This window comes from Paenibacillus agaridevorans (assembly GCF_018604145.1).
Taxonomy (GTDB): domain Bacteria; phylum Bacillota; class Bacilli; order Paenibacillales; family Paenibacillaceae; genus Pristimantibacillus; species Pristimantibacillus agaridevorans.
This window is the reverse complement of the sequence record NZ_CP075889.1, coordinates 3,000,710-3,016,196: the sequence shown is the minus strand read 5'-3', so window position 1 is coordinate 3,016,196 and position 15,487 is coordinate 3,000,710. Positions and strand designations below refer to the sequence as shown.

The window sequence follows — 15,487 nt, the reverse complement described above, 5'->3', positions numbered from 1 at the left end:
AAAGGATGAAATAGAGATGCGGAGTACAGATACGATTGATCGAATTGTCATTATTGGCGGGGGGATCAGCGGACTGAGCTCCGCTTTTTATTTGCAGCGGGAAGCGGAGCGGCAAGGCAGGGAGATCGCCATTACGGTAGTGGAAGGAGCCCCGGCCTTTGGCGGGAAAATCAATACGCTGCAACGGGACGGCTTCGTCATCGAAAAGGGACCGGATTCTTTCCTTGCCCGAAAGCAAGCCATCATCGATCTGGCGAAGGAGCTTGGGCTGGAGGGCGAGCTGACGGCGACGAACCCGGCGGCCAAAAAAACGTATATTATGTTCCGCAAGAAGCTGTTCCCCATGCCTCCGGGATTAGTGCTTGGCGTTCCTACGGAAATTATGCCGTTCGCGAAGACGGGACTGCTGTCATGGGGAGGCAAGCTGCGCGCGCTGATGGATCTGGTACTGCCCGCGAGGCCGGCGAACGGCGATGAATCGCTGGGCGGTTTCATGGAGCGCCGCGTCGGCACGGAGGTTATGCGACGAATCGCGGAGCCGCTGCTGGCGGGCATCTACGCGGGCGACCTCAAGAAGCTAAGCTTGAAAGCCACGTTCCCGCAGTTCGCGGAATCGGAGCGGAAGCACGGCAGCCTTATTCGCGGCATGCAGAGCAATCGCAAGGCGACGGCGGCAGCAACGACGGCGACAGCAAAGGGGGGCACGTTTCTGACGTTCAAGCGCGGACTGAGCACGCTTGTAGAAGCGTTGGTAAATGCACTGAAAAGAGACGGCGTGGAGCTGCGTCCCGGCGTTTTGACGGAACGCATCGAGAAGCGGGATGACCGCTATGATGTCGTGTTGGCCAGCGGCGAGACGCTGTCTGCCGACCGGATCGTAGTGACGACTCCGGCCTACGCGGCTGCAGATCTGCTGGAGAACCTCGCGGAGGTCGGCGAGCTGCGCGGCGTACGGTACGTATCCGTCGCGAATGTCGTCATGGCGTTCGACAAGGCGACGTTCGGACTTGATTTCGACGGCTCGGGGTTCGTAGTGCCTCGTTCGGAGGGGCTGCACATTACGGCCTGCACCTGGACGTCAAGCAAGTGGCTGCACTCGAGTCCGAAGGATAAAGTGCTTCTGCGCTGTTATGTGGGGCACTCGGAGGATCAGGAGAGCGTCAAGCTTCCGGATGACGAGCTGATCGCCGCCGTAAGAAGGGATATCAGGGAAACGATGGGGATAGCGGCGGAGCCGTTATTCACTGAGATCACGAGATTAAATCAATCCATGCCGCAATACCCGGTAGGCCATGTCGAGCGTATGAACGATCTTCGTCAGCGCCTGAGCGAGAAGGCGCCCGGCATCTGGGTGACAGGCGCCGCATTCGACGGCGTCGGTTTGCCGGATTGCATCCGCCAAGGCAAGGAAGCGGCCAAAGCGCTGCTGGGCTGAAGCCTTGTGCCACGTTAGTGTGAGAGAATTCTACTTCGCATACGAGTTGATAGATTGTATAATGAAGGAAAACGGATATGATGGCGCATCTATTCTTATTCGTTGCGAAGGAGAAAACCTATGCCATTGTCTAGATCCGAATCTCGCAGGAAAATGAAAGATACAAGAAGGAAACGGCAACGCAGATCTCTTATCGCGACATTGATCGTTGGCGGCGGATTGATTGGCGGCATGGGAGGCTGGATGCTCTTCGGCGGCGGAAACGAATTTCTTGGAGATAAGGGATTGTTGCCTGGCTGGATTTCCGATACAAACAAGGACCGGGCCGAGGGCGTTGTCGACGGCGCCGGCAATGACGGAGCACCGAATTCGGACAATTCCGGGGCGAAAGGCGAAGAGGGGAAAAACGTTGATCAGCCCGATGCCACGGCTCCGCAGCAGGTCGAGACGGATGCGCCAGCCGCAACCACGCTGCCTGCTTCCGGTGAAGGCGACGGCAACGCAGTGTCGGATGGCGAAGCCGTAACGATGTCATTTGTCGGGGATATGCTGCCGGGAGAATATTTATACCCGCTCATGAAACAGCATGGCTTTGATTATCCGTACCGCAACGCGTTGCTTTACTTAAGCGAGCCGGATATTACGGCAGGCAACCTGGAGCTTCCGATCACGCTGGGAGGAACGCCGATCGAGGGCACGCCTTACGTATACAAAGGGCATCCCGAGGTCCTGCCCTCCATCAAAGACGCAGGCTTCGACGTATTAAGCCTTGCGAACAACCACGCGATGGATCAAGGCGCGGAAGGCATGCTGGATACGATCCGTTACTTGAAAGAAGCCGATTTGGGTTATATGGGTACGGGCAATAACGACAAGGAAGCGTTCGAGCCTCATTACGTGGAGGCCAAAGGTCTTCGAGTCGCATTCGTCGGACTAAGCCGCGTTATCCCTTACACGGAGCTCAAGGCAGACCGCCATACGCCCGGCATAGCAGAGACCTATGAGACGACGCGTGCCGTCGCGGCTATTAAGCACGCCGAGGAGAACGCGGATCTTGTCGTTGTTATGGCGCATTGGGGCGATGACAACGTGGACAAGCCGGTCGATTACCAAAAGAGCAACGCCAGAACGTATATCGACGCGGGAGCCGATCTTGTCATCGGAGCCCATCCGCATGTACTGCAGGGCTTTGAGATGTATAAAGGCAAATGGATTGCATACAGTTTAGGGAACTTTATTTTCTCTGCGTATCCGAAGGGAGCCGGAGCGGAGACGGGCATTCTGGACGCCTCCTGCAACAAGAAAGGCGAATGCGAGCTGAAATTCAACCCCATGATCGTTATCCAAGGCCAGCCGACTCCGCTGGAGGGCGATGCCGCTGCAACGCTTCTTGACCGTCTTACTTCCATCTCCTTCGGAGCAAGGCTCGAGCAAGATGGACGGCTTGTGGCGCAGTAAGCATTGTTGTAGAAGGTGCAACAGAGATAGAGGTCGGCATGCTGCTGGAAGTAGAGAGCTGTATGTCCGTCGGGATGCATCAGGAGAAGACAACGTGAGCAAGTAGTCCGCCGGGATGCATCGGGAGAAGACGGAGCGAGCAGGAAGTCCGTCGCGATGCAACACGAATAGACGCAAAGAGCGGCTAAGCTGCTGGGAGAGGAAGATGTTACATGCGCAATCCGTGCGTCGCGCATCGGGGCTGGTCGGGCCGCGCGCCGGAGAACACCATGTCCGCTATACGGATGGCGCTGGAAGCGCCGGATGTCGAATGGATGGAGATTGACGTGCAATTATCCAAGGACTCTGTTCCTGTTGTTATTCATGATTATACGCTTCGCCGTACGACGAATGGCCGCGGAGACGTTCGAAGCTGGACGGCAGCCGAGCTCGCATCGCTGGATGCGGGCAGATGGTTCAGCTCCGCATTTAAAGGCGAGAGTATTCCGATGTTGGAGGAAGTCCTTCGCGAAACAAAGGGACGCTGCAAGCTGAATATTGAACTGAAAACAGACGGCATTCGTTACCCGCATATCGAGGAGGCCGTTCTGGATTGTATCGCAAAGCACGGCGCCTCCGAAGAGGTTGTATTGACCTCCTTCCACGCAGGCACGCTGCACCGCTTAAGGAAATTATCGAGAACGATCAGAACGGGCCTTATTCTGGATGCCTGGCGGAATACGCTTATTTATGAGCTGGGCGAGCTCGGCTGCGATTTCCTTTCGATTGGTTATTCGAGGTTAAACAAGGATCGGCTGGCCCAGCTTAAAGAAGCCGGCATCCAGACGATGGCTTGGACGGCTAACGACAAAAGGAGCATTCGCAAGCTGTCTTCTCTGGATCCAAAGCTGCTCATTTGCACCAATTTCCCCGACCGCTGGCGAGAAGTTATGGGTGTGGGAGTCAACTGATCAACAAAGTGGCTTGCCGGATGCAGCAGAAAGATGAGGCAATGCATGTCCTGGAGGTATGAGCAATGGTTGGATGGATCGACGAATGGTGGATGAGGCTGCTTGCCGGCTTGCTCGGCAGCGGCTTTTGCGCGTTTGCCGCGTACAAGGCCCGTTCCTTGTCGGTGTCGGGCGCATGGTCGGCCGTTACAATGGGAACGGGTTTTATCGTGCTCGGCGAGCCGGTATGGTTCGGTTGTTTGGCGGCGTTTTTTGTATCGTCGAGCCTATGGTCGAAGTGGAAGCGCAAGGCTCGCGCCAAAGCCAATGCGGAGGCGAAATACGCGAAGGGCGGCCGCCGCGACGCCGGCCAAGTGTGGGCAAATGGAGGCGCAGGCCTAGCGTTATGCGCCGCCCATGCGATATGGCCCCATGAGGGCTGGCTATTCGCGTTCATCGGCGTCATGGCTTCCGTGAACGCGGATACCTGGGCCACCGAGATCGGGGCCCTGAGCCGGACCGCGCCGCGATCGGTTACGAGCGGCAAGCGGGTCGAGCCCGGCACGAGCGGCGGCGTCACGCCGCTCGGCAGCGCAGCCGCGCTGGCCGGCGCCGCGTTTATCGGCGCCGTCGCAGCGTGGCTGCTGGGCCCGGCGCTCGCGGGCGATGGCGCCGCGAGCGAGGGCCTGGCTGCGGCAGCGCCGGCGGCGGCGTGGATCGCCGTCGCGGCCGCAGCCGGCCTGGCCGGGGCGTTCGCCGACTCCTTGCTCGGCGCAACCGGCCAGGCCATGTATCGCTGCCGGGTATGCGGCAGCGATACGGAGCGCGCCGCGCATTGCGGCACCGCGGCGCGGCATGAGCGCGGCTTCGCCGCGCTGACGAACGACAGGGTAAATCTCCTGTCGTCGCTGCTTGCGGGGCTGATTGCGTACGGCATCAGCCTGCTGCTTTAAGAGCTGCCGCTGCGTCGGTTGGCGAAGCAGCGGCTTTCCGTTTGTCGACCAGTAAAGCAAAGGTTATCAGCTTGATCCTCCCTTAACCAGATTAGCGGCAATTGAGTTGGACCAATTCGCAAGGAATTGGCGTTCGTCACTTGCAGAAAGTCTGAGTAGGAGTACCCTATCCTCAACGACAAAGGACCTCCCCTCCCGAAGATTATGTCCGGGAGAGGAGGTCCTTTCGTAACAATGTAAGCAAGTAAGCTAGCGTGGCTTTCGGTATTCAGCGCTTATGCGCCTTGAAATGAACTTGCAGCGCAGCCAAGCGACGGCAACAGTCGTCCCACCTTTGCAAATTGTTGTGGTTCATCTCTCAATTTTGTCGCGCAACCATCTCGGTACTTTATTTCGCCGCTTTCGCCGTCAGTTCTTCCATCTGCCCGATCAATTCCTCGAAGACGCTCATCGCTTGTTCGATCGGCTCCGGCGTGCTCATGTCGACACCGGCTTTCTTCAGGATGTTGATGGAGAAGTCGCTGCCGCCGCTCTTAAGGAAACCGAGGTAACGGTCAACAGCCGGTTGGCCTTCTGACAAAATTTGCTTTGAGAAGCTCGTTGCCGCGGAGAAGCCCGTCGCATATTTGTATACATAGAAGCTGTTGTAGAAGTGAGGAATGCGCGCCCACTCCATCTCGATATCCTTATCGACGACCATGCCGGGTCCGTAATAGAGGACGTTAAGGTCGTAATAAATTTTGCTAAGCTCCTGCGGGGTCAGCGATTCGCCTGCTTCGGCGCGCTCGTGTACGATCTTCTCGAATTCCGCGAACATCGTCTGGCGGAACACCGTCGTCCGGAATTGATCCGCATAATAAGTGAGCAGATACATCTTTTCTTTTTGATCCGTGGACTTGTTCAACAAATAATCCATCAACAGCGCCTCGTTCAACGTCGAAGCCACCTCAGCCAGGAATATCGTATATTGCGCGTCGCGATAATTCTGGGTCGTATCCGAGTAATACGAATGCAGCGCATGGCCCATCTCGTGCGTTAAAGTAAACATGCTGTTTAAGTTGTCCTTATGATTGAGCAGTACGTAAGGATGGGTGCCGTAAGCGCCCCAGCTGTAAGCGCCGCTACGTTTGCCCTCGTTCTCATATACATCGATCCAGCTATTATCGAAGCCGTCTTGAAGAACATTGAGATAATCCTCGCCCAGCGGCTTGAGGCTTTCTTTGATCGTTTTTTTGGCGTCTTCGTAGCTGATTTCCATATCGAACTCCTCGACGAGAGGCGCGAACAGATCGTACATATGCAGCTCATTCAGACCCAGCAGCTTCTTGCGAAGCTCCATGTAACGATGCATTAGCGGCAGATGCTTGTGAATCGTGTCGACGAGATTCGTATACACTTCCTTCGGTATATTGTCGCCGTAGAGCGACATACCCAGCACGGAATCGTATTTGCGAGCCTTCGCGTAAAAAATATTTTTTGATACGTTCGCGTTCAAAGTGGAAGCCAATGTGTTTTTAAGTTTGCCGTATGTATCGTACATCGCGAGAAAGGCTTCGCGTCTGACGTCGCGATTTTTGCTTTCCAGGAACTGAATGTAGCGGCCATGGGACAGCTCGACTTCTTCGCCTTGCTCGTTTTTAACTTTGGGGAACTTCAGGTCCGCGTTGTTGAGCATGCTAAAAATCGTCCCTGGAGCGGAGCTCACATTGCCGACCTGCGCCAGCAGCGATTCTTCGTTCTTGGAGAGAACATGGGCCTTTTCGCGACGCATTTCTTCCAACGTATGGCGGTATTTCGCCAGCGATTTGTTATTGATCATTGCGTCCAGGTCGGCATCGGACAGACTGAGCACCTCTGGGGTCACAAAGGATAAAGCTTCGCCCGTTTCGACGCTAAGCTTTTTGGACTTGTCGGACAAGGCTTGGTAGCCTGGTTCCGCCGTATCTTCGTGATGGCGCATATTGGCGTAAACGTACAGGCGCTCGACATGCAAGGAGAGCTCGTCTTCCAGCTCAAAGCAGGCCTTTAGTTGCGCGGGATCAGCGAGTTTGCCTTGGAAATCTGCAGCCTTGGCCATGAGTGTCTTGGCTTCCTTGTATTCTTTGTCCCATGCGCTTTGGGACGGGAAGATATCCTCCAGCTTCCAACGGAATTTCTCCTCGGTTTCAGAACGCTTTGGCAGTTGACTCATCGTATTCCTCCTCGACTTTGATGGGATGGATTGCTTAACGGCGGTGGCGCCGGATTTGCTCTGGTTCTGCTTCGTTCGGCTTTGCGCCTCCAGAACTGAACTGCCATGTACTTGCATAGGCACGATCGTCTGGGTTAGAGATACTGCGAGCAGCAGCTTCAGCCATTTCATTATTTCCACCTCCGGGCACAGTTTGTCAATAATATGCCCAGCCGGCTGTGAAATTATTTCCTTATGTACCCATTCGGAACAAAGAATACACGATTAGGAAAAAAGAAAAAGCGATAAGCAGAATCGAGAGGATGGCAAGTCCTCTGCGCATGCCCTGGGGCAGCGAATCGCGTTTAATGATGACAATGGCGCCCAAGCAGAACGCCGCGATTACGAATATTACCGTGGATGTCATATCCATGCAGCAATTGAAACCTCCTATCGTTACCTATGCAATCGCCAAAGCCATTATGTTGCTGTTTGCCGTTAGCGCCTCGTCGCAGATCCGGAAAAATCCGAAGCCCGATTATTTCATCCAGACGAGGAATGCGTCAACGGCTATGGAAAATCGGCTTTGTGAATCGTTTGAATCGTTTCTCAGTAAAGGTGATTATACTTCGCGAAATGCGTCCATAATGGCCTGCAATTCTTCTTCGCGGCCTACATAATTTTCTGCCCGGAACCGGTTTCTGGCCCAATGCAGCATCTCTTGCCGGCTAACGAACTCGTGCGATTCCTCTCCCCATTGATCGGAGATTTCGCGAAGAACCAACGTTTTTCCTTTAACTTCTACTGTCAGCATGTTATATTTGTCGGTTTTGTAAATTTGATGTTTCTTGAACATGATGATGTCTCCTTCCGTTAGCTATTTATGGTATAGTAATCATCATAGCTATTCCTGAAGCCTTAATCAATACACATTGGCGAGGGAATAACATATGTGCGTGCGGAATGTAAGTTTCGCTACGCATTGGCGATTAAGCTTAGCCGAGTTGAGAAGAGATGAGATGAGAAGAGGAGAGGATTGTTATGAAGGAATCAGGGATTTATGAGCAGCTTGGAGTAGCTATGACCTGCAGAAGCTTTGATGAATATGCAGCCATGTTCCAGCTAACGGAGAAAGAATTGTCGGCTGGTCCCATTTTGGATGTCGCCGCAGGCGGTTCTTCGTTCGCCGCGGGCGCGACAGTAGCTGGTTATGAAGCGTTTGCGATTGATCCGAGATATCAAGGAGATTCTTCGGCATGGATTCAGGAAGCTGCCAAGGAGATTGTTACTTCAACGGAGAAGCTGGCTTCCATTCAAGATCGGTTCGACTGGAGTTATTACGGTTCGCTGGACCGACACAGGGATGGCCGCGAGGCATCTTTATTGCAGTTTCAAACTGATTTACTAAGCAGATCTGCTCAGGAAACCAAAAGATACATAAACGGTCGATTGCCGTCCTTGCCGCTGCCCGATAACCGGTACGGGCTTGTATTGTGCAGCCATTTTCTTTTTTTGTATGCCGAGCAATTCGCATATGACTTTCATTTAGCATCGATACGCGAGCTGCTTCGGGTATGCAAGCCCGGAGGTCAGGTTCGCATCTACCCTTTACTTTCACTGCGGTGGGAGCCGTACGATCGACTTGAGGAGCTTATCGAGGCTATACAGAGCGAAGGGAAGGCGGAAGCAGCGATTCAAACGACAGGTTTGCCGTTTATTCCGGGCTCAATTCATTATTTGAACCTCCTAAAAAAGGGATGAGCTCTCTAAAATTGCATTTTTAATTTCTTATCGCTATAATGAGTTCACTCGCCGTCAGAAGGCGGCGGTACAATTTTAGGAGGTCATGAAGTTGAAAGGTACAGTAAAGTGGTTTAACGCAGAAAAAGGTTACGGTTTTATTCAAGTGGAGGATGGGGAGGACGTATTCGTCCATTTCTCGGCGATCCAAAGCGAAGGATTCAAATCATTGGATGAAGGCCAAGCGGTCGAATTCGACATTACCGAAGGCAACCGCGGCGCACAAGCGGCCAACGTTCACAAACTATAGCATGTGGCATTCGAGAATCCAGCATTAGTTTTGCGCGTGGAGGGCTCCTGTTATGGGGCCCTTTTTGATTTCAGGCAACCATTCATACCTGACCTCCTTTTCACGGGATGAAACTCACTGTTCAGCCCAAGGATGGCGACTGCAGTTTCAGCCACCCGGAGATGTTTCTGTTGAATATCCAGAAGAGTCTTCTGTAGAAGCCTTGAAGAAGTTTCTGTCGAGGTTCTAGAAGAACTTCTTGTTGAGGTTCCCGGGGAAATTCTTGATGAAGCTCAGTGAATACAATTCATCAAGGCAAGTCATGATCATGAAACTATAGTGTACAACCTCTTAATTTGATATAATGGCGGGGAGGTTTTCAATATTTATAATTATAGTGGTAGCCTTGTCAAACGAAGGCCGTTCGATATGGACTATACGAATCTTCGATATCGTCTTTCGAGCCACATTCATTTATCGAATCGATTAGGCAAATATCTCGGTCATCACGTTACTGAAATTATCGTTTTTGCAGACTGAAATCTACATATATCATCTGCGCGTAAAGCATACGCCGCTTATCTCATGTCATGGGATGGGCGGCGTTTTTTATTTTTCGATAGAAAGGAATGAATTAGATGAGAGTATTTTCGTTCGAGGATCAGTTTGATGTGTTTTTGCAGCAACAAAAAAAGGAGGCCTCTTCACGCAGGCTGGAAATGCTGGAACGAGATCTTTCGGGTACGATCAAGATGTTCAAGGAAGCGGTTTGGCCGATTTTTCAAACATTTGAAGGATTTATTCTCGAGTATGAGCTGGTTCTGCCTAATGGGGTGTATTTTTTTATTGATGTGTTTTACGCGCCGTTCCGATTTGGGTTTGAGTGCGAAGGTTTTAGTGCACATGCCGAGACAATCAGCAGGGATCGCTTCAACTTCGAGAAAACCCGTATCCGTCACATGTTGCTCAGCGGCTGCGTATACATCCCATTCTCATGGGACGAGCTTGACAAGAAGGGGCTGCAGTGTCGGGATTTTGTGTGTGAGCTGCTAAGAGGCTACAATGATTTAAATACTTTGAATAGTACACTCACGCCATATGAAAGGGAAGCGATCCGTTGTGCTTTGAATTTATCAAGACCGGTCAGTGTGAGCGATTTATGCAAAAGTTTGGGGAGGAAAAAGGATTATGTGAATAAGATAATTGGATCATTATTGGAAAAAGGTGTTTTCCAGTTGACGAATGTAGCTTATAAACGAAATCGGACATTTATCGTTACTCAAAATGCGGTGGATCTGATTAGATAAAACTTTGATAGGTATCAAGTCATATTAGTCATTAAAAAAGCCAATGGACCGAAAATCGATAACTCTGATAAGAACCCATAAGCGTTAAAAACGCCTATGGAGCTAAAATTAGGCGAATGAGCTGCTGTAGGCGTCAAAAACGCCGATGGACCGGAAAGTAACTTAGATTAGCATCCATAAGCGTTAAAAACGCCTATGGAGCCAAAATTAGGCGAATGAGCTGCTGTAGGCGTTAAAAACGCCGATGGACCGGAAAGTAACTTAGATTAGCATCCTTAAGCGTTAAAAACGCCTATGGAGCCAAAATTAGGCGAATGAGCTGCTGTAGGCGTTAAAAACGCCGATGGACCGAAGAGTAACTTAGATTAGCGTCCATAAGCGTTAAAAACGCCTATGGAGCCAAAAAGTAGCCGAACGAGCTGCTGTAGACGCTAAAAACGCCGATGGACCGGAAAGTAACTTGGATTAGCGCCTATAAGCGTTAAAAACGCCTATGGAACCAAAAAGTAGGCGAACGAGCTGCTGTAGGCGCTAAAAACGCCGATGGACCGAAAAGTAAAGTAACTCAGAGTAGCGTCCATAAGCGTTAAAAACGCCTATGGAGCCAAAAAGTAAGCGAACGAGCTGCTGTAGGCGTTAAAAACGCCGATGGACCGGAAAGTAACTCAGAGTAACGTCCATAAGCGTTAAAAACGCCTATGGAGCCAAAAAGTAGGCGAACAAACTCCTGTAGGCGTTAAAAACGCCTATGGAGCCAAAAAGTAAGCGAACGAGCTGCTGTAGGCGTTAAAAACGCCGATAGAGTGAAAAGTAACTCAGAGTAACGTCCATAAGCGTTAAAAACGCCTATGGAGCCAAAAAGTAGGCGAACGAGCTGCTGTAGGCGTTAAAAACGCCGATGGACCGGAAAGTAACTCAGAGTAACGTCCATAAGCGTTAAAAACGCCTATGGAGCCAAAAAGTAGGCGAACAAACTCCTGTAGGCGTTAAAAACGCCTATGGAGCCAAAAAGTAAGCGAACGAGCTGCTGTAGGCGTTAAAAACGCCGATAGAGTGAAAAGTAACTCAGAGTAACGTCCATAAGCGTTAAAAACGCCTATGGAGCCAAAAAGTAGGCGAACGAGCTGCTGTAGGCGTTAAAAACGCCGATGGACCGAAAAGTAACTCAGAGTAGCGTCCGTAAGCGTTAAAAACGCCTATGGATCCAAAAAGTAGGCGAACGAGCTGCTGTTGGCGTCAAAAACGCCTAAAAGCTTACCTCCCATTCCGCCCCAGCCAGTGATACAGCAGGAAGCCGATGGCGGCGGCGATGCCGACATACATGGCGGCGTGGTAGAAGGCGACGCGGCCGAGGTGCTGGTAGACAACGCCGCCAATGACGCCGCTGATAAGGCCGGCGGCGCCTGTCCATATAATGGTATACACCGCTTGACCGGATGCGCGATATTCGTCCGGGATCAGAAACGAGAGATAGCGGAGCGCAGTGGAGAAGTAGATGCCGAATGAGATACTGTGCATAGCCTGTGTCGCTATAAACCATTGGGGATCATTAATCTCGCTCATCAGCCAGAGGCGAAGCCCGTACATCAGCGACGCGAATGCAAGCAAAGGCAACTCGCGCAGCTTATGGCCGTATTTGCCGAGCAGAAACAAGGTCGGAATCTCGCTGGCCGCCGATACAAGCAGGGCCAGTCCGATCAGCGTGTCGCTTGCGCCTAGCTGGCGCATGGTGACCGCGAGGAAGCCCTCGTACATTCGATGCGAGATGGAAACCATCAGAATCAGTACAAAAAACGTCAACACCTGACGCTGGCCCAGCAGCTTAAAAAAGCCGGAAAACTCGATTTTGCGCGCCGTGCTTTGATAGTCCTTGATGAACAGACTGATGAAGATCGAGATCCCGATTGTGCCGATAGCCAAGGCAATCGTCCATTCCGAACCGATTCCTTTTAGCAGCAGCCCGAAAAAGTAGGCGCTTAGCGCGAAGCCGAGCGAGCCGAATATACGAATGAGCGCGTAAGGCGTGCCGGTATGCTGGCTGGATAATAGAATGAGGCTGTCGCTTAACGGAATAATCGGGGTCTGGAAAAAATAAAAGCATGTCATGACGATCGTAATCAGGACGACGTTCTCCAACGGGTACAGAATGCTCATAAGCACGAGTTGAGCAAACAGAAGCGCCACAAGAAGTTTCCGTATCGTCCGATATTTGTCGCTGGCAAGACCCGTAATAATGTTGGCGAAGATGGACACGGACAATCCGGCCGAATAGATGACGCCGATCTGACTCTCAGAGAAACCTTTGGTCATAAAATATAAAGGAATAAAGGATATGACAAGCGACTGCGTGGCGAAAGTCGAGAAGTTGAAGGCGCGCAGCGCCAATGTTTCTTGCTTGGCTGTTGCAGAGATTGTTTCCCCGGTGGTGACTGAATCGTTCATGGTTGCCGTTTCACTCCATCTCTCTATCTTGCGAAACGGACGGACTCCATATCGAATTGCCTCCGTTCCGCTTTCTCAATACTAGTCTCATTACTGAATCTTCGACATTTAGTATACCATGCTTTCGTTCGACGTAGTTGTCTCAAAAAGAACCTTTGCCATGTCGCGGTTAAAGTCAGCTTTTTGTAAGCGCATTAGCGCTTGGAATTCCGAATTCGAGCAGGCTATCCAAAGGCCGACACTTAATTGTGGCTGGATTATTACCCTTCAAAATGGTACATTATTGTGTGGAGGTTGCAATGGACATTTTCCAATGGAACGACAGGCTTCGTCTACATATTCCGACACTCGCCAAAGATTGGGAGCAATATTCGCTGGAGGAGAGAACCGCGATTATTGCAAGATGGGAGCTCATACGCGGCACCATTCCGGACCGCGTGATGGAATTCGAAGCAGGCATTATTCGCATGCAAGCCGAGATGGACGAGGAAGACAACTTTGAACGCTGCTGTGAGCTTACTTATGCAATCGTGGATTTGGCCAGCCGAATCAACGATTTGCATATTTGGTACAGGAACGATCAGGACGTAGAGTCGCGCCGGCATTCATAACATCATTCTCGCGAAAGGGGTGCGCCGTGATACTAACGACGCTTTCGGGAAGACGAGCGCCTCAAGGTCCCATTAAGCTCATGCATCGAGTCTACAAATACGTGTTGCCTGAAGTAGATGCCGAACTTTGCCGCTTGAGAGAATTGGCGGAACGAATACCTGACGACGAGCTGCGGACGCAGGCCTTGAACAGCATGGATGACAAGAAGTTTCATTGCCAAGGGGGCGGCGTATATGCCGCGGCTAACCTGGAATACCGTCATGTATTGATTCCGCTTATTGTCGCGCTGCAGACGATCAGCGATTATTTGGACAACCTATGCGATCGCAGTACGTCGCTGGATCCCGAAGATTTCCGCTTGCTTCATCAATCTATGTTGGATGCCGTTAATCCTCATGCAGAGCTTCGCGATTATTACGAGCTTCGGAGCGAGAGCGACGACGGCGGTTATCTGCATCATCTCGTACGGACCTGCCAGACATGCGTATCGCAGCTGCCTTCGTACTTAAGTGTGCAACGGCATGTGGAGGAATTGGTCGCGTTGTATGGAGATCTGCAAGTGTACAAGCATATTCGCAAAGATATGCGCGAGAACGAACTGCTCGCATGGTGGGATCAACACAGTTACCAATATCCTCACCTGCAATGGAATGAATTTGCCGCTGCGACAGGTTCTACGTTGGGCATGTTTATGCTGTTTCTGGCAGCATCGGAGTCTCAGTTGTCCGCCAAGGACGCGGAGGCGATCCGCCGTATTTATTTCCCGCATGTATGCGGTCTTCACATTCTGCTCGATTATTTGATCGATCAGGAAGAAGATAAGCTTGGCGGCGATTTGAATTTCTGTAATTACTACGATAGCAAGCAATTGCTGGTCGAACGGATCGATATGATCGTAAATCGCGCGAGGGAGGACGTAAAGTCGCTTCCGGCATCGGGATTCCATCGGTTAATTATCGAAGGTCTGTTAGCCCTTTATTTGACAGATCCCAAAGTTCGACTCCAGGCCGAGGTGCGCGAAGTGTCGAAGAGACTGATGAAAAATAGTCCGCTCACGCGGTTGTTCTTCATGATTAACAGTCAATGGATACGAAGGCAGCAAGCCTGATAAAGACTAATTTGGTGTGGAGGAATGAAACATGACTGCAGTTAAATCTATTGCGGTATTAACAAGCGGAGGCGACTCCCAAGGAATGAACGCGGCTGTACGCGCCGTTGTTCGAAGCGGACTGTTCCATGGCTTAAAGGTTTACGGCGTGCAAAGAGGTTTTCAAGGTTTGCTTAATGACGATCTGCGCGAGATGGATCTTCGCAGCGTCGGCGACATTATTCAGCGCGGAGGCACGATTCTTCAGACGGCACGATGCAAGGAGTTTCTGACGCCGGAAGGTCAACAACGGGGTGCGGACGTGCTTCGCGAAAGAGGCATCGACGGATTGGTTGTCCTCGGCGGAGACGGCTCTTACCAGGGCGCCAACAAGCTTAGCAAGCTGGGCATTAAAACGATGGGCCTGCCAGGCACCATCGACAACGATATCCCGTTCACGGATGCGACAATCGGCTTCGATACAGCGGTCAGCATCGTCGTTGATGCGATCAACAAAATTCGCGATACGATGTCTTCCCACGAACGTTCTTCGATCGTAGAAGTTATGGGCCGTCACTGCGGCGACATTGCATTGTACGCTGGACTTGCGAGCGGGGCGGAGACGATTCTTGTACCGGAAGTTCCGTTTGATCTGGCCGAAGTTGCTGACCGGATGAAAAACAATTTTGCCAAAGGCAAACGTCATAGTATTATCATCGTTGCCGAAGGTGCGGCCAAGGGCGAAGACGTCTCGCAAAAAATAACCGATCTGAGCGGTATCGAAGCGCGCGTTACGGTGCTGGGCCATATTCAACGCGGTGGTACACCAACAGCGGTAGACCGCATTCTTGCAAGTCGTCTAGGTGATTTCGCCGTCAGAAAGCTGATGGAAGGCGACTCCGGCAAATCCTGCGGTGTGATCAAAGGCGAGTTAACTTTGACGGACATCGATACGGTTGTAAACAGCAAAAAACCGTTCGACATGGATATGTACGAGCTCGCGCTGCGTCTTTCTCAATAATTTTTTACAATAACCAAATGAGCTGTTCCAAACGAGCAGAAGCG

Annotated in this window: 14 protein-coding genes; 10 read left to right on the top strand and 4 right to left on the bottom strand. The window is 51.6% G+C overall.

Annotated elements, in window-relative coordinates; translation table 11 throughout:
- Positions 1-16 precede the first annotated feature (16 nt).
- The 4 genes from hemY (at position 17) to KJW29_RS12925 (ending at position 4,775) form a co-directional block, all read left to right on the top strand.
- Positions 17-1,435: a protoporphyrinogen oxidase gene (hemY, locus tag KJW29_RS12940; RefSeq protein WP_214630065.1), complete on the top strand. Its 1,419-nt coding sequence runs from the start codon at positions 17-19 to the stop codon at positions 1,433-1,435.
- A 120-nt stretch (positions 1,436-1,555) separates the two neighbouring features.
- On the top strand, positions 1,556-2,893 hold the full coding sequence (locus tag KJW29_RS12935; protein WP_214630064.1) for a CapA family protein: 1,338 nt from the start codon (positions 1,556-1,558) through the stop codon (positions 2,891-2,893).
- Positions 2,894-3,105: 212 nt separating this feature from the next.
- Positions 3,106-3,843 carry a glycerophosphodiester phosphodiesterase gene (locus KJW29_RS12930; protein WP_214630063.1) on the top strand — a complete coding sequence of 246 codons (738 nt, stop codon included), beginning with the start codon at positions 3,106-3,108 and terminating at the stop codon, positions 3,841-3,843.
- A 65-nt stretch (positions 3,844-3,908) separates the two neighbouring features.
- On the top strand, positions 3,909-4,775 hold the full coding sequence (locus KJW29_RS12925) for a DUF92 domain-containing protein (protein ID WP_214630062.1): 867 nt from the start codon (positions 3,909-3,911) through the stop codon (positions 4,773-4,775).
- A 388-nt stretch (positions 4,776-5,163) separates the two neighbouring features.
- Here the strand turns inward: KJW29_RS12925 and pepF are convergent, their stop codons facing one another.
- From pepF to KJW29_RS12910, 3 genes are all read right to left on the bottom strand, one after another.
- Positions 5,164-6,966 (bottom strand): oligoendopeptidase F, encoded by a 1,803-nt coding sequence (gene pepF, locus KJW29_RS12920; RefSeq protein WP_214631114.1) that lies wholly within the window; start codon positions 6,964-6,966, stop codon positions 5,164-5,166.
- Between the two features lie 232 nt (positions 6,967-7,198).
- Complete coding sequence (locus KJW29_RS12915) at positions 7,199-7,378, bottom strand: hypothetical protein (protein WP_087567219.1); 180 nt, start codon at positions 7,376-7,378, stop codon at positions 7,199-7,201.
- Positions 7,379-7,567: 189 nt separating this feature from the next.
- Positions 7,568-7,801, bottom strand: coding sequence for a hypothetical protein (locus tag KJW29_RS12910; protein WP_108996305.1), 234 nt, complete (start codon positions 7,799-7,801; stop codon positions 7,568-7,570).
- 185 nt (positions 7,802-7,986) lie between these two features.
- Between KJW29_RS12910 and KJW29_RS12905 the strand changes: the two genes are divergently transcribed.
- The 3 genes from KJW29_RS12905 (at position 7,987) to KJW29_RS12895 (ending at position 10,281) form a co-directional block, all read left to right on the top strand.
- A complete protein-coding gene (locus KJW29_RS12905) occupies positions 7,987-8,706 on the top strand; it encodes a class I SAM-dependent methyltransferase (RefSeq protein WP_214630061.1) in 720 nt (239 codons plus the stop codon).
- A 91-nt stretch (positions 8,707-8,797) separates the two neighbouring features.
- Positions 8,798-8,995, top strand: coding sequence for a cold shock domain-containing protein (locus tag KJW29_RS12900; RefSeq protein ID WP_087567216.1), 198 nt, complete (start codon positions 8,798-8,800; stop codon positions 8,993-8,995).
- Positions 8,996-9,612: 617 nt separating this feature from the next.
- Positions 9,613-10,281, top strand: coding sequence for a hypothetical protein (locus tag KJW29_RS12895; protein ID WP_214630060.1), 669 nt, complete (start codon positions 9,613-9,615; stop codon positions 10,279-10,281).
- A gap of 1,254 nt (positions 10,282-11,535) precedes the next feature.
- Here the strand turns inward: KJW29_RS12895 and KJW29_RS12890 are convergent.
- Positions 11,536-12,723 carry an MFS transporter gene (locus tag KJW29_RS12890; RefSeq protein WP_087567214.1) on the bottom strand — a complete coding sequence of 396 codons (1,188 nt, stop codon included), beginning with the start codon at positions 12,721-12,723 and terminating at the stop codon, positions 11,536-11,538.
- Positions 12,724-13,022: 299 nt separating this feature from the next.
- On the opposite strand from KJW29_RS12890, the gene KJW29_RS12885 reads away from it, so the two are divergent.
- From KJW29_RS12885 to pfkA, 3 genes are all read left to right on the top strand, one after another.
- Complete coding sequence (locus tag KJW29_RS12885) at positions 13,023-13,334, top strand: hypothetical protein (protein ID WP_214630059.1); 312 nt, start codon at positions 13,023-13,025, stop codon at positions 13,332-13,334.
- 80 nt (positions 13,335-13,414) lie between these two features.
- A complete protein-coding gene (locus KJW29_RS12880) occupies positions 13,415-14,443 on the top strand; it encodes a tetraprenyl-beta-curcumene synthase family protein (RefSeq protein WP_087567313.1) in 1,029 nt (342 codons plus the stop codon).
- 31 nt (positions 14,444-14,474) lie between these two features.
- Complete coding sequence (pfkA, locus tag KJW29_RS12875; protein WP_087567212.1) at positions 14,475-15,443, top strand: 6-phosphofructokinase; 969 nt, start codon at positions 14,475-14,477, stop codon at positions 15,441-15,443.
- The last annotated feature ends 44 nt before the right edge of the window (positions 15,444-15,487 follow it).